At 67.0% G+C, this 18,159-nt stretch carries 23 protein-coding genes; 10 read left to right on the forward strand and 13 right to left on the reverse strand.

The genetic code is table 11. The features are described 5' to 3' along the window. The first annotated feature begins 9 nt into the window (after positions 1-9). Positions 10-918, forward strand: coding sequence for a flagellin (locus tag OKA11_RS17370; protein WP_267222606.1), 909 nt, complete (start codon positions 10-12; stop codon positions 916-918). 131 nt (positions 919-1,049) lie between these two features. Here the strand turns inward: OKA11_RS17370 and OKA11_RS17375 are convergent, their stop codons facing one another. After that, positions 1,050-2,930 (reverse strand): tetratricopeptide repeat protein, encoded by a 1,881-nt coding sequence (locus OKA11_RS17375; RefSeq protein WP_379489398.1) that lies wholly within the window; start codon positions 2,928-2,930, stop codon positions 1,050-1,052. A 66-nt stretch (positions 2,931-2,996) separates the two neighbouring features. Next, the gene (locus OKA11_RS17380; protein ID WP_267222609.1) at positions 2,997-3,314 is read right to left on the reverse strand and encodes a hypothetical protein; all 318 of its coding nucleotides are present in this window, start codon (positions 3,312-3,314) and stop codon (positions 2,997-2,999) included. Between the two features lie 118 nt (positions 3,315-3,432). Here OKA11_RS17380 and OKA11_RS17385 point away from each other — a divergent pair, with 118 nt between their 5' ends. Beyond that, the gene (locus tag OKA11_RS17385) at positions 3,433-3,882 is read left to right on the forward strand and encodes a hypothetical protein (protein ID WP_267222611.1); all 450 of its coding nucleotides are present in this window, start codon (positions 3,433-3,435) and stop codon (positions 3,880-3,882) included. Between the two features lie 234 nt (positions 3,883-4,116). Here OKA11_RS17385 and OKA11_RS17390 read toward each other — a convergent pair whose 3' ends face one another. The 4 genes from OKA11_RS17390 to OKA11_RS17405 are packed head-to-tail and all read right to left on the reverse strand — an operon-like array spanning position 4,117 to position 6,918. Next, a complete protein-coding gene (locus OKA11_RS17390) occupies positions 4,117-4,782 on the reverse strand; it encodes a MotE family protein (protein ID WP_267222613.1) in 666 nt (221 codons plus the stop codon). Continuing rightward, positions 4,779-5,384, reverse strand: coding sequence for a DUF6468 domain-containing protein (locus OKA11_RS17395; protein WP_267222615.1), 606 nt, complete (start codon positions 5,382-5,384; stop codon positions 4,779-4,781). Before OKA11_RS17395 ends, OKA11_RS17390 begins: the two co-directional genes overlap by 4 nt. Next, entirely contained in the window at positions 5,381-6,400 is a 1,020-nt protein-coding gene (gene fliM, locus OKA11_RS17400) for a flagellar motor switch protein FliM (RefSeq protein ID WP_267222617.1), read from the reverse strand. Before fliM ends, OKA11_RS17395 begins: the two co-directional genes overlap by 4 nt. After that, a complete protein-coding gene (locus OKA11_RS17405; protein ID WP_267222620.1) occupies positions 6,397-6,918 on the reverse strand; it encodes a flagellar basal body-associated FliL family protein in 522 nt (173 codons plus the stop codon). Before OKA11_RS17405 ends, fliM begins: the two co-directional genes overlap by 4 nt. A 150-nt stretch (positions 6,919-7,068) precedes the next feature. On the opposite strand from OKA11_RS17405, the gene OKA11_RS17410 reads away from it, so the two are divergent. Genes OKA11_RS17410 through flgH form a run of 4 tightly spaced genes read left to right on the forward strand, consistent with a single transcriptional unit; the run spans position 7,069 to position 9,884 of the window. Then, a complete protein-coding gene (locus OKA11_RS17410) occupies positions 7,069-7,812 on the forward strand; it encodes a flagellar hook-basal body complex protein (protein WP_207079297.1) in 744 nt (247 codons plus the stop codon). 52 nt (positions 7,813-7,864) lie between these two features. Further along, positions 7,865-8,650: a flagellar basal-body rod protein FlgG gene (gene flgG, locus OKA11_RS17415; protein ID WP_142632170.1), complete on the forward strand. Its 786-nt coding sequence runs from the start codon at positions 7,865-7,867 to the stop codon at positions 8,648-8,650. Between the two features lie 4 nt (positions 8,651-8,654). Further along, a complete protein-coding gene (flgA, locus tag OKA11_RS17420) occupies positions 8,655-9,092 on the forward strand; it encodes a flagellar basal body P-ring formation chaperone FlgA (RefSeq protein WP_267222623.1) in 438 nt (145 codons plus the stop codon). A 24-nt stretch (positions 9,093-9,116) separates the two neighbouring features. Further along, the gene (flgH, locus tag OKA11_RS17425; RefSeq protein WP_267222625.1) at positions 9,117-9,884 is read left to right on the forward strand and encodes a flagellar basal body L-ring protein FlgH; all 768 of its coding nucleotides are present in this window, start codon (positions 9,117-9,119) and stop codon (positions 9,882-9,884) included. A 52-nt stretch (positions 9,885-9,936) separates the two neighbouring features. Here the strand turns inward: flgH and OKA11_RS17430 are convergent, their stop codons facing one another. The 3 genes from OKA11_RS17430 to OKA11_RS17440 form a co-directional block, all read right to left on the reverse strand. Then, entirely contained in the window at positions 9,937-10,485 is a 549-nt protein-coding gene (locus OKA11_RS17430) for a pseudouridine synthase (protein WP_267222627.1), read from the reverse strand. Between the two features lie 31 nt (positions 10,486-10,516). Continuing rightward, entirely contained in the window at positions 10,517-11,503 is a 987-nt protein-coding gene (locus OKA11_RS17435; RefSeq protein WP_267222629.1) for a TerC family protein, read from the reverse strand. Between the two features lie 75 nt (positions 11,504-11,578). Beyond that, a complete protein-coding gene (locus tag OKA11_RS17440; RefSeq protein WP_267222631.1) occupies positions 11,579-11,755 on the reverse strand; it encodes a DUF465 domain-containing protein in 177 nt (58 codons plus the stop codon). A 294-nt stretch (positions 11,756-12,049) separates the two neighbouring features. Here OKA11_RS17440 and OKA11_RS17445 point away from each other — a divergent pair, with 294 nt between their 5' ends. Genes OKA11_RS17445 through OKA11_RS17460 form a run of 4 tightly spaced genes read left to right on the forward strand, consistent with a single transcriptional unit; the run spans position 12,050 to position 14,431 of the window. Beyond that, positions 12,050-12,961, forward strand: coding sequence for an SPFH domain-containing protein (locus tag OKA11_RS17445; RefSeq protein WP_267222633.1), 912 nt, complete (start codon positions 12,050-12,052; stop codon positions 12,959-12,961). A 33-nt stretch (positions 12,962-12,994) separates the two neighbouring features. Continuing rightward, complete coding sequence (locus tag OKA11_RS17450) at positions 12,995-13,204, forward strand: toxin-antitoxin system HicB family antitoxin (protein ID WP_267222635.1); 210 nt, start codon at positions 12,995-12,997, stop codon at positions 13,202-13,204. Continuing rightward, complete coding sequence (locus OKA11_RS17455; RefSeq protein WP_267222637.1) at positions 13,201-13,470, forward strand: hypothetical protein; 270 nt, start codon at positions 13,201-13,203, stop codon at positions 13,468-13,470. Before OKA11_RS17450 ends, OKA11_RS17455 begins: the two co-directional genes overlap by 4 nt. Before the next feature lie 4 nt (positions 13,471-13,474). Then, the gene (locus OKA11_RS17460) at positions 13,475-14,431 is read left to right on the forward strand and encodes an alpha/beta hydrolase (protein WP_267222639.1); all 957 of its coding nucleotides are present in this window, start codon (positions 13,475-13,477) and stop codon (positions 14,429-14,431) included. Between the two features lie 99 nt (positions 14,432-14,530). On the opposite strand, the gene OKA11_RS17465 is transcribed toward OKA11_RS17460, so the two are convergent. The 4 genes from OKA11_RS17465 to OKA11_RS17480 all read right to left on the reverse strand — a co-directional run. Then, positions 14,531-15,319, reverse strand: coding sequence for a ParA family protein (locus OKA11_RS17465; protein ID WP_267222641.1), 789 nt, complete (start codon positions 15,317-15,319; stop codon positions 14,531-14,533). Between the two features lie 172 nt (positions 15,320-15,491). Continuing rightward, a complete protein-coding gene (gene rpoZ / locus OKA11_RS17470; RefSeq protein ID WP_267222644.1) occupies positions 15,492-15,836 on the reverse strand; it encodes a DNA-directed RNA polymerase subunit omega in 345 nt (114 codons plus the stop codon). Between the two features lie 141 nt (positions 15,837-15,977). Next, on the reverse strand, positions 15,978-17,660 hold the full coding sequence (locus OKA11_RS17475) for a M28 family metallopeptidase (protein ID WP_267222646.1): 1,683 nt from the start codon (positions 17,658-17,660) through the stop codon (positions 15,978-15,980). A gap of 189 nt (positions 17,661-17,849) precedes the next feature. Further along, positions 17,850-18,159, reverse strand: a 310-nt coding sequence (locus OKA11_RS17480; RefSeq protein ID WP_267222648.1) for an integrase core domain-containing protein, incomplete at its 5' end; no start/stop codon positions are given.

Here is an 18,159-nt window from a genome sequence, read left to right on the forward strand (position 1 = left end):
AACCCAGAAATGACCCGCGTAGCCACCATCCCGATGCAGACCACGCTGGCAAGCGCCCTGTCGCGCTCGCAGCAGAGTCTCGCCACCAGCCAGATGCAACTGGCGACCGGCAAGAAGGCCACCGACTATGCCGGCCTCGGCCTCGATGCCGTGCGGACGCTGTCCGCGCGCTCGATGCTGGAGCAGCAGAAGACCTACCAGACGGTGGCGAGCACCGTCTCGACCACCCTGTCGCTCTACGATGCCAATCTCAACCAGATGGATTCATCGCTCTCGGACTTGCGCACGCAGCTGATGAGCGCGCTGGGCACCGGCGATTCCCCGGGGCTCCAGTCGATCGTGGAAGGCGCCTTTTCGGACGTGCGCGCCTCGCTCAACGCGACATCGGCCGGGGTGCCGCTGTTTGCCGGCTCGCAGACCGCGGACGCGCCGTTCCTGCCTGAAACGCTCAGCGACACCGTCGGCCTCGACGCCGCCGATGCCTTTGCCAACGACGATGTCCACCAGAGCGCCCGCATCGGCGACGGCGTCGATGTCGAATACGGCATCACCGCCAGCGAGGTCGGCACCAACCTGATCCCGGCGTTCCGCACGCTCGCCGAAGCCGGCCCCTTCGGCGAGACGCTGACCGAAGACCAGAAGACCGCGATCCGCACCGCGCTGGACCAGCTCGACACCGGGCTTTCCGGGGTTCGCAATGTCAACGCCGCCAATGGCCGCCGCCAGAACCAGGTGGAATCGCTGACCAGCCGCGCCTCGGAGCGCGAGGACCTGCTCTCGGAAGTGATCGGCAACGTCGAAGATGCCGACCTTGGCCAGGTCGCCATCGACATCTCGCAGCGCCAGACGGTGCTGGAAGCCAGCTATTCGGTCTTTGCCCAGCTTTCGAGCATGTCGCTGGCCAATTACCTGCGCTGACGCAGAAAACCACTCCGCTGTGGCGCCTGGCCCCACAGGCGTCAAAGGAAAGGGGCAGAAGGTGAAAACCCTCTGCCCCTTTTTCGTGTTCGGCGCACGGCAAAGGCCCGCCCGAAGCGGGTCGGCCAGGCTCAGCCCGATCCGGGTTTTGCCCCTCTGGTCGGCACCGGCGCCACGTCGGGCGCACGCTCCAGCAGATCGGCGAGGTCGCCCGCCGGGCTGGCCGAGGGCAAGGCGGCCATCGCCCGGCCGAGTGCCGCGGGATCGGCCTGCATCGGGCTCGCCGTCAGCATCGCGAAGACCGGCGCGGTGGGCAGGCCGGCAAAGGCCGGGCCATAACGCCCATGGAGCGCGGCCAGCGCATCCTCACGGCCCAGCATGGCCAGCGAGATCGCATGGCGCAGCACCACCGCCTGCCCGATCGGATCGAGCGCGCGCGGCGCCGGCAGGCTGGCGGCGGTGGCATCGGCATAGCGCTGCCACTCCCGGTGCTTCCACAGGATCTCGCCCTGCAGCGCAGCGCTGCCCGGCACCGTCTCGAGCACCGCGAGCGCCTCCTCGGTGCGGCCGATCTGGCTGAGCGCGACCGCTTCGACACGGTTGCGCTGGGCAATCATCGCATCGGGCAGGCTCTCGTCCTCGGACTTGCGCAGGGTATCCAGCGCGCGGTCGGGGCGCCCGGCCAGGATGTAGAGGCTCGCCACCCGGGCCGAAAGCGGCCCGCGGGCAAGATCGCCGGCCCGCACGAAGAGCTGGTAGTCGAGCAGGTCCGCCGCCCGCTCGTAGAGCCCGGCGGACTGGAGCCGCTCGGCCAGCCGGCTGGCGAGCAGGTCGCCTTCCGCGCCGCCCGGCGCAATGTCGCGGTAGTCCCAGTAGAGCCCGGCAGCCTTGTCCAGCGGCAGCTTGCGCGCGGGATCGAGCGCCTGGGTCAGCTTGTCGCGCAGGATCGGCAGGATCGCCGCGTCCGCGCCGGAGAGGCCGAAGTGGCGCATCAGCGTGGCGCCATTGTCGAGCGCGCCGGCGATGTCGCCGCGCGCATCGCGCAGGCGGAAACCGAGCCGCAGCGCGCGCTGCTCGATCACGTCGCCGCGCCAGGAATAGCGGATTGCATCGAGCTTGCGCAGCGCCTCGTCGAAACCGATGGTATGCGCCGCGACCCGCGCCTCGATCTCGGAAAGCTGGGCATCGGTGCGCTGCGCGATCGTGCCCGAACGCTCGACCCGGGCAAAACGCAGCCGCGCCTCGTCGCCGTGCCCCTGCAGAAGTTCGGCGCGGCCACGCAGCAGATTGGCGGCGGGATCGCCATCGGGGAGCGGATGGAGCCATTCGACCGCCTTGGCCGGTTGTCCGCCCTCGACGGCAGCCTGCGCGGCGGCGAGCACGAAGGCCTTGGGCCGCGCCACGCGCAGCGCCGGGCGCGCGCAATCGACCTGTTCAAGCGCCTGTTCGGCCAGATGCCCCTGCGAGAGGGCACGAAGGCGCCAGGCACAGGCCTCGGGACTGGCGGAGAGCCCGCTGCTGGCGAGCGCCGCGACCGCCTCGTCATAACGGCCCAGCAGCGTCAGCGCCGCCCCGCGCGCCAGGCGGTAACTGTCGACCATGGCCAGATCCGGATCGTCCTGCACCATGACCTCGAGCACGCCGAAGGCTTCGCCCCCACGCTCGCTGCCGACCAGACTGCGGGCATAGTCCCAGCGCGCCTGCTGCAGCGCCGACTGCGGCACCCGCGCGATCCGCGCCCAGGCATCGTGCTGCGACAGCGCCCCCCAGGCGGCCGGACCCTCGATCATCGGCTGCTGGGCAAGATCCGCCGCGAACCCGGGAAGGCGCGGTCCAGCCGGCAGCACCGGCTGCGGGGAAAGCGCCGCCACCTTTGTGCCATTGGCGCCGGTGCTGAGCCCGGCAACGGGCCCCGCCGCAGAGGCGGTAATCGGCCCCGCCGCCGGGGCGGCAATCGGTGCCGCACCGGGAAACAGGGCCACGCTGGCGGACAGAAGCGCCAAGCGGCGCATCACGGGCCGGCGCATGACGAAACGGGTTGGCGAAGAACTCATCACAGGCCTATTATAGGCCGGTTTTCAGAGCAGTCCGGGGAACAGTACCGAAATGGTCACGAACAGCCCGCCAATTGCACTGCCGATCACGAAAAGCAGGATCGCTCCGGCCATCCATAACAGGCTGCCGTTGGCATTGCCCTTCTGTCCTTGCAGGACATCGCCGCTGCCCAGCGGCAGGGCCAGCCCTGCGTCCTTGCCCCCAGCCGCACCGCCCCCCGCAGCGCCCTGAACCGCATTCGTTTCGGCATTCGGCAGGTCGCCGCGTCGACGTGCCGGATTCCATTCCGGCGTTCCCGACGAGAGGACGCGGACTTTGGCCGGGCCTGAATTGTTGCTCACTGAATTTGCCCCCTGCGACTTGATCCTATGATAACAACTTCATCCTATTATAGAAGAGCGGTAAGCCATGCGGATTTCACAATTTTTCCGCCGCCGCCCAGTGCAACCGGAGTTCCGCATGTCCCGTTCCGCCCTTCACGCCACCGCAGCCCTGGTGGCCGCCCCCGTGGCCACTTGCGCGACGGTTGCCGGCGTGGCGCCCGAAGCGGCCCTGGCCGCACCGGCCGTTCCGGCCAATGCGCCCCCCACGTTCGATCCGGCGACGCTGGTCAAGCTCGACCAGATCGACGTGCCGATCGTCGACGCCGGAAGGCTCGGCGGCGTGCTCCACCTCACCCTCGTCGTCGAGACCCGCTCGCCCGACACCGCCAGCGCGCTGGCCAAGCGCATGCCGGAGCTGCGCGCTGCCTCGCTCGCGGCGGCGATCGAGTTCGCACGCCTGCGCGCCTCGCCTTTCGCCGCGGTCGATGTCGAGCGGCTCCAGCACACCCTGACCCCCGCGCTGCGGCGCGTCGATCCAGGCATTGCCCGCGTCCTCATCGTTCGGGCCAGCGCCCTGCGCAGCTGACGCGCCGCAGATCCGCACGCCTCGGTTCACATCTGAAATTTCACGACCCGTCGGAAGGCGATTCCCTTCCGCTCGGTGCGAGCCACTAGGCCCCGCGCCCTTGCGATGAAAGAGAAACCCCGCGCGTGGCGGTGCGGTTCGTCGCATTTTCACCGGTCGGACAAAAATGGGCCTGCTTCCCCAGGGAAGCAGGCCCATTTTTCTTCGGTCCGCTTTCGCAGGACCTGCGGCCAATCAACGTGCGCTTGGGGGCGTGCGGCCTGGCGCTGCCGATGCCTGCCTTGGCGCCGGCGGCGTGCCGCGCTGGCGAATGACCTTGCGCCCCGCCAGCGCCATCGACAGTTCCACCGCCGAACCCGGCGACATGAACGACATGATCTGCGCCGTGACGGAATCGCGCATGCGCCGCGCGACTTGCGTCTGCACTTCGAGATCGAGCTTCTCGAAGATCGGCGCCGCACGCTGCGGCTTCATCCGCTGGTAGATCTGCGCCAGCGTATCGTAAGGCACCTCGGGCTGATCCTGACCGGGCTGACCGGGACGCCCCGGCGCGGCAGCCGCAGCCGCCTGCGCCTGCTGCTGGCCCTGCAATTGCCCGGCCAGCCGGGTTTCCCCGGCCCTCACGGCCTGCTCGCGCATTTCCAGCTTGCGCCGCTCCGCCGCCGCATCGCGGTCGCGCTTGCCCAGCGAATCCTGGAGCGACGCGCCGAGCCGCCCCGACGAGACCTCGCCCGCTACCTCGTTGGGCCCCGGCGCTGCCACCGCCATGACATTGGCGATCACCGCGGCCCCGGCCACGCCGATCATCAGCCGCGAGGGCTGGGCCATGGCGCGCAGCGCGTTGATCAGCCTGCCCCCGCCGGTGATCCGGGCGGGCAGGTTGGCGGTCGCACCGGTCATGCCGCGGCGCGCTTGCGATTGGCGCGGGCAGCCGGGTGCATGACGATCTCGGCCGAGAGTTCCTTGGCCTCGGCCACGGCCGCAGCGATGGCGGCCTCGACGCCGTCGTCCATCGTCGCAGCGACGACCTTGGGCGCGGCGACCTTAGGCTTTGCGGTGCGCGTGGCGGCCTTGCGCACGGGCTTGCGGCGCGTGGTGGTGCGCTTGGCGGCGACCTTTTCCTCGCCGGCTGCGTCGTCGGCCGTATCGGCCTTGGCAGCGGGTTTGCGCGCGGGCTTCCTGGTGGCCGCCGAAAGCTCGGTGGCGGCCACGATGCGGTCGGCGACGGCATTGCCGATGCCCACCATGTCGGCGAGCTCATCGCGCATCGCTTCGGCATCGGCGATCGTCCGAGCCTGGGCGACGCCGTCGGTGGCGAGCACCCGCTTGAGTTCGCCGAGCACCGCGCGGGCCTGCGCGGTGGCGCGCTCGAGGCTGGCGACGCCCTCGGTCAGCGGCGCGTTGCGAAACGCCTTCATGCGGCGGTCGATACGCCAGCCCTGCACCATCACGGCGGTGCAGATGGGAACCAGCGTGAAATTGATCATGGTCGCGGTGTTCACTTCGGATACCCCCTTGAGATGTCATTCGCCATGCGCACGGCGATGTTTCTGGAACGCTGCCCGATATGCGCGATCCCCAGCGGGACGCCGCCGCACTGGACCTGGAGCGCATCGTTCGGGCTCTGACTGAAAGCGATCGTCTGACCGACCTTGAGATTCATGACCTCGCGCAGCGCCATCTGCTTCTCGCCAAGGACGACATCGACGGTGACCTTGGTCTGCGACAGTTCGCTGGCCATGTGCGCCGCCCACATGCGGTCGCGGCCGAGCTTTTCACCCATGAAGCGCTGGAGCAGCTTGTTGCGCACCGGCTCGATCGTCGCATAGGGCAGCAGCACGCTGAACTTGCCGCCGCGCCCTTCCATGTCGACCCGGAAGGTGGCGACCGCGGCAATGTTGCTGGGTCCGGCAATGGCGGCGAAGCGCGGGCTCGATTCCATGCGTTCGACCTGCATCGTCACCGGCTCGATCGCCTCGAACGACTGCGAGAGGTCGTCGAGCGCCAGCTGGACCATGCGCGAGACCAGCACCGTCTCGATGGTGGTGAAGGCCCGGCCCTCGACCCGCATCGGCTTGCTGCCCTTGCGTCCGCCCAGCAGGGCATCGACGACCGCATAGATCAGGCTCGATTCCACGGTGACGACACCGTAGTTTTCCCATTCGGTCACCTGGAACACGCCAAACATCGCCGGCAATGCCACGCGGTTCATGAACTCGCCGAAGCGGGTCGAGGTGATCTCCTCAAGGCTGACGTCGATGGCATCAGACGTGAGGTTGCGCATGCTGGTGGCAAACGTGCGCACCATGCGTTCGCAGACCACTTCCAGCATCGGCAGCCGCTCATGGCTGATGACATTGGATTCGATGACCGCCTTGAGACCGCTCTTGGTCTGCGCGGGGACATCGCCGTCGAAGCCGAACAGCGCGTCGATGCCCGCCTGGTCGAAGGTATCGCCGACCAGATCGTCCATCTTGGGCGGATCGGGCAGCAGGAAGTCGTCGAAATCGTCGGTCATTGCTGGATCAGGTCCTGAATGAGCACGTCGCTGACCATGCCGGGGCCGAGCGCCTGGGTAGCCCGGCGCATCATCTCTTCCTTGATCCGGAACACCGCCGCCGATCCATCGAGGTCGTCGGGACGCAGTTCGCGCAGGAACGGCTGCAGCGCGTCTAGCACGACCGGCAGCTTCTCCTTGATCTTGTCCGCCTTGGAATCGTCGGCCGCGACGATAATGAAGCGCAGCTTGAGGAACCGCGCCGAGGCATCGCTGCCGCGCAGGTTCACCACCATCGGCGGCACTTCCACATAGGAAGACTTTCCGGCCTTGGCCGATTCCGACCCGCCCTCCTCGTCCGGCGCGCCGCTTTCGCTGTCGCTGCCGCTACCGGCGAACTGGGTATAGCCGTAATAGCCTGCGCCGCCGCCGATCAAGAGCACCGCCACCGCGACGCCGATCACGATCAGCCGCTTGCGCGACGGCTTGGTTTCGTCCGCATCGACGGGTGCGACGTCGATGATCTCTTCGCTGGACACTGTGGACCCCCTTGGCTGCCGCGCCTGCGGCGGAAAAATCGAAAACTTCCGATCCGACCGCAATCGCGTTTTCGCCTCTATTATAGGAGGACCAAGCGGCAAATTCTGCCGAGTGCCGAAAACTGCCAACTTTTTCTCAAGGTGCTGGAAATGGACGTTTCCTCCTTCGTTCTGCTGAGCCACGAACAGGCGCTGAGGCGCCAGCTCGACATCGTCGCCAACAATATGGCGAACTCCAGCACGGTCGGTTTCAAGCGCGAACAGGCGCTGTTCCACGAATATGTCGAGACCGCGCAGGAAGCCCCGGTCGAGGATGCCCGCAAGACCTCGTTCGTGCTCGACTTCGGCACCGTGCACGACACCGCGCAGGGCTCGTTCCAGGCGACCGGCAACCCGCTCGACGTGATGATCGACGGCGCCGGCTACCTCAATGTCGAGAACCCGGACGGCGGCGTCGCCTATACGCGCGCGGGCTATATCAAGGTCAGCGAGAACGGCGAACTGGTCACGTCCGGCGGCCAGCGCCTGCTGGACGAGAACGGCCGTCCGATCGCCATCCCCGCCGACCAGCTGAGCCGCATCACCATTGCCGAGGATGGCACGGTAATGGCAGGCGATGCCCCGGTGGGGCGCCTCGCGGTCACCGATTTCGGCAACGAGAGCCTCGTCGATCCGCGCGGCGACGGCCTGCTTACCGGCACCGGCGGCCAGTTCCTGACCGCGGCGCGCACCAGGCTCAAGACCGGGGGCGTCGAAGCCTCCAACGTCGAGCCGATCGTCGAGACCACCCACATGGTCGAGATCCTGCGCTCCTACCAGACCAGCCAGCGCCTTTCGGCCGATCTCGCCGACATGCGCAAGAATGCCATCGGCCGCCTCAGCAGGGTCGGCTGACCCCGATCACCGTTTCGCGCCCGCCCATCCCCATTACCACGAAGGAGCCATCATGCGTTCGCTCTCCATCGCATCCACCGGCATGCTTGCACAGCAGACCAACGTCGACGTCATCTCGAACAACATCGCCAACATGAACACCACCGCGTTCAAGCGCCAGCGCGCGGAATTCCAGGACCTGCTCTACCAGCAGGTCGCCCGTCCCGGCGCCAACACCAGCGACAGCGGCACTAAGGTTCCCACCGGCATCCAGCTCGGCGCGGGCGTGAAGACCGGCGGCATCTACCGCATCACCGAACAGGGCGCGCTGACCAACACCGGCAACACCTACGACCTTGCCATCGACGGCCAGGGCTATTTCCAGGTGCAGCTGCCCTCGGGCGACCTTGCCTATACCCGCGCCGGTTCGTTCCAGCTCTCCGACCAGGGTGAACTCGTCACCACCGACGGCTACCTCGTGCAGCCGAACATCACCATCCCGCAGGGCGCCACCAGCGTCACCGTGTCGAAGACCGGCGAAGTGCAGGTCAAGATCGACGGCCAGACCGACCTTCAGACCGTCGGGCAGCTCGAACTGGCGACTTTCGTCAACGAAGCCGGTCTCGAAGCGGTCGGCTCGAACCTCTATCTGGAGACCAGCGCCTCGGGCCAGCCGACCGTCTCGACCCCGACCGAGCCCGGCTTCGGTTCGCTGAGCCAGGGTTTCGTCGAAGCCTCGAACGTCAACCCGGTCTCGGAAATCACCTCACTGATCACCGCGCAGCGCGCCTACGAGATGAACAGCCGCGTGCTCAAGACCGCCGACGAAATGCTCCAGACCTCGACGCAGGCGGGCTGAGGTCATGTTCGCCGCACTCGTGCTTGCTCTTGCGGCAGCGGCTCCCGCCGCTGCCCCGGACACGGTCGTCACTGCCGTGCTCGACCGCACGGTCGAGCGCGGCGAACGCCTTTCGGCCAGCGACTTCTCCAAGGCCGCGCTGCCCGCCGTCACCGCGCGCGGCACGCTCACCCCGGCCCAAGCCGCCGGGCAGGAGGCCAGCCGCCGCCTGAGTGCCGGTGCCCCGGTGCGCGCCGCCGACGTCGTGCCGCCGCGCCTCGTCCGGCGCGGCGAGGCAGTGACGATCTCGGTCGCCTCGGGCACCATGCGCATCACTTCGGCCGGACGCGCACTCAGCGACGCCGCCAAGGGCGAGCCGGTGCGGGTGCTCAATCTGGCCACCAGCCGCACGCTCGACGCCGTCGCCGAAGCGCCGGGCCAGGTCAGCATTCCCGTCCAGTAAGCCGCGAACAAGGATTTCCCGATCATGAAAGCGACCCGTGCCGGTCTCATCCCGCTGTTGATGGCTGCCACTCTGCTGTCCGGCTGCGGTGCCGTCGGCCGCCTCAAGAACGTCGGCAAGGCCCCGAAGCTGGACCAGGCGGAAACCCCGGTCGCGCCCCGCGTGGAGCCCTCGATCGGCAACCAGGGCATGGCCGCGCGGGGCGCGGTGGATGATCCCAAGCCGGAAGACGGCGCCCGCGGCGCCTCGCTGTTCCGCACCGGCGCCGGCGCCTTCTTCCACGACCAGCGCGCCTCCCGCGTGGGCGACATCGTCACCATCCGCATCAACATCGCCGACAATGCGACGGTCGCCAATACCACCACGCGCACCCGCAACGGCAGCGAAAGCGCCGGCGTGGCCGCACTGCTCGGCCTTGAAAAGCACATCGGCAAGCTGACCGGCTCCGACCCGTCCTCGCTGGCCGACACCAGTTCCTCGTCGAGCGCGGTGGGCGTGGGCAACACCGCCCGCAGCGAACAGATCAACATGACGATGGCCGCCTCGGTGATCGGCGTGCTGCCCAATGGCAACCTGCAGATCCGGGGCCGCCAGGAGGTGCGGGTGAACTACGAGTTGCGCGAACTGATCGTCACCGGCGTGATCCGCCCCGAGGACATCGCCCGCGACAATTCGATCCGCCATTCCCAGATCGCCGATGCCCGCATCAGCTATGGTGGCCGCGGCCAGCTCACCGACGCGCAGCAGGCCCGCTGGGGCCAGCAGATCTACGACGCGCTGTTCCCGTTCTGATAGAGCACGCCGTCTTCCCGGCCTGAGCGGCGCAGATGCCTGATCGCGCCGCTCAGACCGAAAGTTCGCGCCATTCGCCCTGGGCAATGCCCTCGAGCGACCAGCCGCCGATCGCCCAGCGCACCAGCCGCAAGGTCGGATGCCCCACCGCCGCGGTCATGCGGCGGACCTGCCGGTTGCGGCCTTCGCGGATGGTCAGTTCGATCCAGCAATCCGGCACCGTCTTGCGGAAACGCACCGGCGGATTACGCGGCCAGAGTTCAGGCGGGTCGATCCGCCTTGCTTCGGCCGGACGCGTCGGCCCGTCGTTCAGCGTCACGCCCTTGCGCAAGGCGGCCAGAGCCGCCTCGTCGGGTTCGCCCTCGACTTGCACCAGATAGGTCTTCGCCGTCTTGAAGCGCGGGTCGGCGATGCGCGCCTGCAGGCGGCCATCGTCGGTCAGCAGCATCAGCCCCTCGCTGTCGCGGTCGAGCCGACCGGCGGGGTAGACGCCGGGCACCTTGATAAAGTCCGAAAGCGTCGCGCGCGGGCTGGGCGAGCGCGCGTCGGTGAACTGCGGCAGGACGTCGAAGGGCTTGTTGAAGAGGATAAGGCGCGCCATGCCCTTCTCCCTAGCAGCGCGCCTCCCCCGATCAAGCGTGGCCGTTTTCCGCCGCCTGCCCCCGCGTCTTCCACAAGGACCAGCCGACCCCGCCGCCAATCAGGCCCAGGGTCACGCCAAGGCTGAGCAAGGGCGGGAACTTCGCGCCGTCCAGCAGCAGCTCGGCGACCAGGATCTTGCCGCCGATGAACACCAGCACCATGGCCAGCGCGTACTTCAGGTAATGGAAGCGATGCACCATCGCTGCCAGCGCGAAGTAGAGCGCGCGCAGGCCCAGGATTGCCATGATGTTCGAGGTGTAGACGATGAAGGTGTCGGTGGTGATCGAGAAGATCGCCGGCACCGAGTCCACCGCGAACACAAGGTCGGCCAGATTGATCACCACCAGCGCCAGGAACAGCGGCGTCGCGGCCCATACCAGACGGCCAGCCCCGTCCGCCTCCCGGACGAAGAAGTGGTGGCCGTGGTGCTGCTTGGTCACGCGCATGTGGCGCGAGATCCAGCGGACCACCGGATTGTGCGCGACATCGGGTTCATGATCGCCGGTGAACAGCATCTTCACGCCGGTGAAGACGAGGAACGCGGCAAAGATGTACATCACCCAGTGCGCCTGCGAGACCAGCGCCACGCCGCCCGCGATCATCAACCCGCGCAGCACGATCACCGCGATGATGCCCCAGAGCAGCGCGCGGTACTGGTACCTGGGCGCAATCGCGAAGAACCCGAAGATCATCGAGATCACAAAGACGTTGTCGATCGACAGCGCCTTTTCAAGGAAATAGCCAGTATACCAGGCAATGCCGTCGGCCGATCCCTTGCTCCACCAGACCCAGCCGCCGAACAGCACGGCGATGGCGATGTAGAAGACCGACAGCTTCAGCGATTCGGCAATGCCCATCTCCCGGTCGTCCTTGTGCAGGAAGCCGAGGTCGAAGGCGGTGAGTACTAGCACAAGGCCGACGAAAGCCAGCCAGAACCAGGCCGGGGTGCCCAGCCAGTCAGCAAAGAGAAATTCCACGGGTCATGTCCTGCGGGAGGAAGGAAGCGCCGGCGCGTACATGGGGGGCAGCGCGCCGGCGCGAGGGTAACAGGCTTACACTACGGCCGTCGGGGGGACGAACAGCCGGGCCAGCCTGGCCCTTATTCTCAATTTCCTTCGCTCCAGCTCCGCGATCTTGAGCAGATTGCGGCGCGTCGAGCCCTGCGCACGGCGCAACTGGGCGTCGAGCATCTGGAAGCGCTCGAGCAGGCGGAACATACGGTCGGTCATAACAGCATCCCTATCGAACAGAGGTTGGTTCGATCGGACGATCCCGACGGCACATTTGGATTGCCGAGCTTGCGGAGCCTTGGAAGGGGCACTCGGAAACCTGCACCGGGGATCAACCCGATGCGGTCCGACATCACGCCGCGCCTGCTATGAGGCGCCGCGCCAGAGGGGCCCGGCCCGCATGGGTCCAATATGAGCGAATCGATCCGATTTCAACCCCGGATGCGGATTCATTTGACGCCAGGCGCCATTTCGATATTAAAGTGATATCAGATTTAATGGAGGTCGCCGCCGATGACCGAGTCGCATCTTCCCATCAACTCCAGCCGCGAACGCGCCGCCTCGAGCATGAGCGGATACCTCATGCTGCTGGTTTTCCTCGGCGTTCTGGCTGCCATCGTCTTCGGCGTGGTCACGCTGGCAAGCGGTGATCCTGCACCTGCAACGATACTGGCCTTCCTCGCCTTCATCGTTCCCGCCGTAGTCTGCCAGATCCTGATCGCCTCGGGCTTCTACATGATCCAGCCCAATCAGGCGGTGGCGGTGACGCTGTTCGGCTCCTATCGCGGCACCGACCGCGAGGCGGGGCTGCGCTGGACCTGGCCATGGATGGCCAAGCGCAAGATCTCGGTACGCGCCAACAATGTCGTCTCGGAAAAGCTCAAGGTGAACGACCTGCGCGGCAATCCGATCGAGATCGCCACCAACGTCGTGTGGCGCGTGGCCGACACTGCGCAGGCGCTCTACGACGTGGACGACTACAAGGCCTTCGTCGAAGTGCAGATCGAGGCCGCGGTGCGCTCGATCGGCTCGCGCTATCCTTATGACGATGTCGAGCATGCCGAGATCACCCTGCGCGGCAGCCACGAGGAAGTGAACGGCGAACTGCGCGCCGAACTGATCGAGCGGCTGCGCGTGGCGGGCATCACTGTGGACGAATGCGGTCTCACCCACCTGGCCTATGCACCCGAGATCGCCGGGGCCATGCTGCGGCGCCAGCAGGCCGAAGCGGTGATCGGTGCGCGGCGCAAGCTGGTGGAAGGCGCGGTCTCGATGGTCGAGATGGCGCTGACGCAGCTTTCCGAAAAGAACGTGGTGGAACTGGACGACGAACGCCGTGCGGCGATGGTCTCCAACCTCATGGTCGTGCTGTGCGGCGAGCGGGACACCCAGCCCGTTGTGAACGCCGGCACGCTCTACCCGTAACGCAGCCGGGAAACGAAGCGGTGTCCAGGTACCATGGCTAGCCCCGGCAAGAAGGCCTTTCCGCTGCGGATCGATCCGGCGCTCTACGCCGCGCTCGAACGCTGCGCGGCGGCCGACTTGCGCTCTGTGAATGCCGAGGTCGAAGTCCTGCTGCGCGAGGCCCTGGCCCGGCGCGGCGTGAGAGTGGCGGCGAGCGAACCGGTGAAACGCGGCCGCCCGCCCAGACAGGAGGATGAAGCATGATGCACAAGTCTACCGAAGATGGGGCATGGTTCGCGCCCAAGCGTTACGGCTACGGATCCGGCCTTCCCATCGCCTGGCAGGGCTGGCTGGTGATCGCGGCTTATGTGGCGACGCTCGCCGGGATCGGCCTGCTGAACCAGATGGGCACGGGCGGAAGCCGGACCGCCGCTTTCGTGCTGTTCCTGCTGGCGACGGGCCTGTTCCTCGTCATCACCGCGCGCCGCACCCGGGGCGGGTGGAAGTGGCGTTCGGGCAAGGAGGACTGAACCGATGCGGACCCTCGCAGCCCTGCTCGCCGCTACCGCCCTGATGGGCGCATCGCCGCCGCCTGCGGAAACCTTCGTGGAGGCTGCCGGACCCAATGGTCCGCTCAAGGGCACCATGCTCGCGCCGCCGGGTGCCGTAGCGCCGGTGGTGCTGATGATCCCCGGCTCCGGCCCGACCGACCGCGACGGCAACAACCCGCTCGGCGTCAAGGCCGCCTCGCTGCGCCTGATCGCCGAAGGACTGGCCGCGCAGGGCATCGCCAGCGTGCGCGTCGACAAGCGCGGCCTTTTCGCCAGTGCCGCCGCCGTGCCCGATGCCAATGCCGTGACGATGGACGACTATGCCACCGACGTCCATGCCTGGGTCTCCAGCATCCGCGCCCGCACCGGCGCGCAATGCGTGTGGCTGCTGGGGCATAGCGAGGGCGGGCTGGTCGCGCTTGCAGCTTCGCGCGCGCCTGAGGGCATCTGCGGCCTCATTCTCGTCTCGGCGCCGGGGCGCCCGCTGGGCACGGTGCTGCGCGAACAACTGCATGCAAACCCCGCGAACGCGCCGCTGCTCGATCAGGCGGATCACGCGATCACCGAACTGGAAGCCGGGCGCCGCATCGATGCATCCACGCTCCATCCCGCCCTTGCCCCGCTGTTCCGGGCGAATGTGCAAGGCTTCCTGATCAGCGCCATGGCGCTCGATCCGGCCAAGCTGGTCGCCGCCTATCGCGGCCCGGTGCAGATCCTTCAGGGCGAGCGCGACATTCAGGTGAGCCCGCAAGACGCCGCCCTGCTGGCCCAGGCCCAGCCCAAGGCGGAGCTGCGCCTGCTGCCCGATACCAACCATGTGCTGAAAGTCGTGACCACGGACGATCGGGCCGCGAACCTCGCGACGTATGCCGACCCCGGCCTGCCGCTGGCACCGCAGATCGTGCCCGACATCGCCGCGTTTGTCCGGGCCCGACGCTAGAGCGTTTTCTAATCAGGTGAAATCACCTGATGACTCGGAAAACGCGTAAAACCAAAATCGTAGAGCAGTTGATCCGATGCAATCGGATCGGAAAACGCTCTAGGCCCTGCGTTCAGCCAGCTTTGCCTCGATCGCCCGCCACAGCATGGCGAAGGCTTTCGCGGCCGGGCTGGCCGGGGCGATCTCGCCGACCGGCTGGTGCCGCACCGCGCATTGTTCGACGACACTGGCATAAGGCACCGCCGGCCAGTCCGGCTGCGCCTCGCGGACCTGACGGTGCAGCGTGCGCCGCATGTCGAGCATCGAGAGCACCGGCAGGATCGGCGGATGGCGCTTGGTGGTATCGGCGATCTCGCGCACCACGAGGTCGAGCGCACGGGCCGACAGCGGCGAAGGCGGCAGCGGCACGATCACCAGATCGGCCGCACGCGCGACTTGCGCGGAAAGCTCGTTCAGCACCGGCGGGCAATCGAGCACGATGCGCGGATAATCCGCCGACAGTTCCTCGGCCAGCTTGGCGAGACGCCTGCGCTTGCCGATGCGCATCAACTGGGCATCGAGCGCACGGATGCTCTCGTCCGCAGGCAGCACATCGACCAGCGGATTGCCGGTGGGCTGGATCAGCTTGGTGGCCGGGCGATCCTTGGTGAAGACTTCCTCGGCAAGCCGGGTGCCGCGCGGCTCCAGCCCATAGAGGAAACCCGATCCCCCCGCCGCATCGAGATCCCAGAGCAGCGTGCGCTGCCCGAGCTGCGCGGAGCACCAGGCAAGGTTGGCGGCAAAGGTCGTCTTACCGACCCCGCCCTTGACGCTGTAGATGGCGATGGTGGCACTGCGCGGCGCTGCTGCGGCCTGATCGCCGCCCGCCTTGCCTGCCCCGGCCTTCACAGCGGAAGCCTCTTCCCCAGACGCGACAACGGGCCGTACCCTTTTCAGGGCCGACCCGCCGCTCCCGGCTATGCGGGGCAATTTGTACTTTCCTGCAACCACCTGCCGATGGTTGCCCGCGATGCCCCGATAGTCAAGCCGTGAGGCTCAACAAGGCATCGCGAGGGAAAGATCAACCGTCGTAATCGCCACCGATCGAGGTGTTGCGCGTCGGCGCCGAAGCAGTGATGCGCAGGGCCTCGGCCGACTGGCTGAGCGAACCGATTTCGTCCATCTCGTCGTCGTCGTCCGGAAGAACGCGCTGCATCGAGGTGACGAGCGATTCCTTGAGTTCGTTCGGCTTGATGTTCTGCTCGGCGATTTCGCGCAGGGCAACGACCGGATTCTTGTCGCGGTCACGCTCGAGCGTGAGTTCGGCACCGCCCGAAATCTCGCGCGCACGCTGCGCGGCAAGCAGGACGAGATCGAACCGGTTGGGGATCTTGTCGACGCAGTCTTCGACAGTAACGCGCGCCATGGGCACTCCGTGAATAAATTCGCTGGATCGGTAAACCCTGCCCACTAGGGGCTACCCTGCGCAGAGTCAAGAAAACTGCACATCGCCGCCCGGCTTCCCATGCTCGTGCGCGAGAGGCCGGGCGATGACTTCAAGCCGCGATCATGGCTTGCGCTGGGCGCCGGTGGCTTCGCGGACGGCATGGAACTCGCTGTCCTGCGACCAGTTCGGCCAGACATGGCTGCCTGCCAGGCGCACGCCGGTATTGTACAGCAGCGTCAGGTCGCTGACCCAACCGCTGGTATCCCAGTTCGGATCATATTCGTCGGCGGGCTGATGGTACTTGTCGCGGGTATAGGCATCGGACAGTTCCTTGCCGCGGGCCTCGCCGCCCTCGGCCAGTTCGCGCCCGGGGCTGAACGAGATCGCCGGAACCCCGCGCTTGGCCATCGAGAAGTGGTCCGAACGGTAGAAGCTGCCCGCCTCGGGGCGTGCATCGGGGGTGTAGTGGCGGCCCAGCTTCTGGCCCTCCTCGGTCAGCATGGTCAGCAGGTCGAGCTTGGCCGCGCCGGAGATGCTGAAGTTGGTGGTCTTCGAGATCGAGAGCGGACCGTCCATGTTGATGACGCCGGCCGTAGTCGCCAGCGGGCGCAGCGGATTGTCGGCATAGTATTCGGAGCCGAGCAGGCCCTTCTCTTCCGCCGTTACCGCCAGGAACAGCACCGAACGCTCGGGCTTGGGCCCCTTGGCGAAAGCACGCGCCAGTTCGAGCAGCGCCGCGGTGCCCGACGCATTGTCGCGCGCCCCGTTGTAGATGCGGTCGCCCCTTGCGTCCGGCAGACCGATACCGAGGTGATCCCAGTGCGCCGAATAGATCACCGTCTCATCGGGGTACTTCGAACCGGGCAGGATACCCGCGACGTTGTGCGAGGTGATGACCTGCGACTTCACCGCATAGTCGGCGCTCATCGTCGCCTTGAGCGGGATGGGCTGGAAATCCTTCTTGCGCGCGGCAGCCTTGGCCGCCTCAAAATCGATACCCGAGGCCTTGAGCAGCTGCGCGGCGAGGTCCTTCTGGATCCAGCCTTCCATCTGCGTATGGGCCGACTTGGGATCGGCGCGGACGATGTCGAACATCGTGTTGGTGTTGGAGTTCTTGACCGTGGCCCAGCCATAGGACGCCGGCTCACTCTCATGGACGACCAGCACGCCGGCCGCGCCCTGGCGCGCGGCTTCCTCGTACTTGTAGGTCCAGCGACCATAGTAGGTCATCAGTTTGCCGCCGAAATCGCCCTCACCGCCCTCGAAGTCGGGATCGTTGATGAGCACGACCATGATCTTGCCCTTGAGGTCGACGCCCTTGAAGTCGTCCCAACCGCGCTCAGGGGCCTTCACACCGTAGCCGACGAAGACCAGCGGCAGGTCCTTGAAGGCGACCGCCGACTGGCCGGTCTCGGCGGCGCGCACGGCAATCTCGCTCCCCTGCGTAAGCGGCGTGACGGTGCCGCCGATGCTCATCGAGAGCGAGGGCGTACCAACAATGTCCGACTGGCGCAGCGGCACGTTCTGGAACCAGGTGCCGTTGTCCCCGGCAGGCTTGAGCCCGGCGGCTTTCATCTGCGCGGCGATGTAATCGATGGTCTTGACCTCGGCGCGGGTGGCCGGGCCACGACCTTCAAAAGCATCGCTCGACAGCGTCTTGATGTCATTGGACACTCGCGCGATGTCGAACTGGGGAGCAGCCACCGGCGCAGCGGCAATCGCCATTGCCGAAGCTGCGCAAAGGCCTCCAAGTGCCGACAAGCGCAGCGCCTTGCGCGAAAAACGGGAGGTGCGGGGGATCATCGGTACTCCTTGGCCAGTTGGCCGCTCAGAGAGAGGGTTCGTCGGATCGGCATGATCCGCGGCAACCGATGATGCCGATCTGGGGAGCATTGTCGATAGTATACGACATAATTTCGACAGCCGCATGGCATGTGACCATGCAGACCGCGCACGGCTGATCGGCCCCCACCGAGTGGTCCGGGTTATTTGTTAGTGTAAGATTGCCTCCGGCGCCATGGCCGGCCGCAGGTGGAGCGAAGCGGAACCGGAGGGCGGCCATGGCGGCGTCGCTGCTTCCGGGGCCGGCGGCCGGTAGCCCAGCGAGCTGTGCGGCCTGACGGTGTTGTAGTGCCGCCGCCAGGCCTCGATCAGGATCTTAGCCTCGGCCAGGGTGTAGAAGATCTCACCGTTGAGTAGCTCGTCACGCATCGAGCCGTTGAAGGACTCGCAGTAGCCATTTTCCCACGGACTGCCGGGGGTGATGTAGAGCGTCTTCACACCGATCCTGCCCAGCCATTCC

Origin of the sequence: Novosphingobium clariflavum, assembly GCF_026420865.1 — a bacterium.
GTDB classification, from domain to species: Bacteria; Pseudomonadota; Alphaproteobacteria; order Sphingomonadales; family Sphingomonadaceae; genus Novosphingobium; species Novosphingobium clariflavum.

What these genes read in the sequence shown, in the direction of transcription:
- OKA11_RS17370 (WP_267222606.1), top strand. Translation starts at nt 10, where the DNA reads ATGACCCGCGTAGCCACCATCCCGATGCAGACCACGCTGGCAAGCGCC.
- OKA11_RS17375 (WP_379489398.1), bottom strand. Translation starts at nt 2,930, where the DNA reads ATGCGCCGCTTGGCGCTTCTGTCCGCCAGCGTGGCCCTGTTTCCCGGT.
- OKA11_RS17385 (WP_267222611.1), top strand. Translation starts at nt 3,433, where the DNA reads ATGTCCCGTTCCGCCCTTCACGCCACCGCAGCCCTGGTGGCCGCCCCC.
- OKA11_RS17390 (WP_267222613.1), bottom strand. Translation starts at nt 4,782, where the DNA reads ATGACCGGTGCGACCGCCAACCTGCCCGCCCGGATCACCGGCGGGGGC.
- fliM (WP_267222617.1), bottom strand. Translation starts at nt 6,400, where the DNA reads ATGACCGACGATTTCGACGACTTCCTGCTGCCCGATCCGCCCAAGATG.
- OKA11_RS17410 (WP_207079297.1), top strand. Translation starts at nt 7,069, where the DNA reads ATGGACGTTTCCTCCTTCGTTCTGCTGAGCCACGAACAGGCGCTGAGG.
- flgG (WP_142632170.1), top strand. Translation starts at nt 7,865, where the DNA reads ATGCGTTCGCTCTCCATCGCATCCACCGGCATGCTTGCACAGCAGACC.
- flgA (WP_267222623.1), top strand. Translation starts at nt 8,655, where the DNA reads ATGTTCGCCGCACTCGTGCTTGCTCTTGCGGCAGCGGCTCCCGCCGCT.
- flgH (WP_267222625.1), top strand. Translation starts at nt 9,117, where the DNA reads ATGAAAGCGACCCGTGCCGGTCTCATCCCGCTGTTGATGGCTGCCACT.
- OKA11_RS17430 (WP_267222627.1), bottom strand. Translation starts at nt 10,485, where the DNA reads ATGGCGCGCCTTATCCTCTTCAACAAGCCCTTCGACGTCCTGCCGCAG.
- OKA11_RS17440 (WP_267222631.1), bottom strand. Translation starts at nt 11,755, where the DNA reads ATGACCGACCGTATGTTCCGCCTGCTCGAGCGCTTCCAGATGCTCGAC.
- OKA11_RS17445 (WP_267222633.1), top strand. Translation starts at nt 12,050, where the DNA reads ATGACCGAGTCGCATCTTCCCATCAACTCCAGCCGCGAACGCGCCGCC.
- OKA11_RS17450 (WP_267222635.1), top strand. Translation starts at nt 12,995, where the DNA reads ATGGCTAGCCCCGGCAAGAAGGCCTTTCCGCTGCGGATCGATCCGGCG.
- OKA11_RS17455 (WP_267222637.1), top strand. Translation starts at nt 13,201, where the DNA reads ATGATGCACAAGTCTACCGAAGATGGGGCATGGTTCGCGCCCAAGCGT.
- OKA11_RS17460 (WP_267222639.1), top strand. Translation starts at nt 13,475, where the DNA reads ATGCGGACCCTCGCAGCCCTGCTCGCCGCTACCGCCCTGATGGGCGCA.
- rpoZ (WP_267222644.1), bottom strand. Translation starts at nt 15,836, where the DNA reads ATGGCGCGCGTTACTGTCGAAGACTGCGTCGACAAGATCCCCAACCGG.
- OKA11_RS17475 (WP_267222646.1), bottom strand. Translation starts at nt 17,660, where the DNA reads ATGATCCCCCGCACCTCCCGTTTTTCGCGCAAGGCGCTGCGCTTGTCG.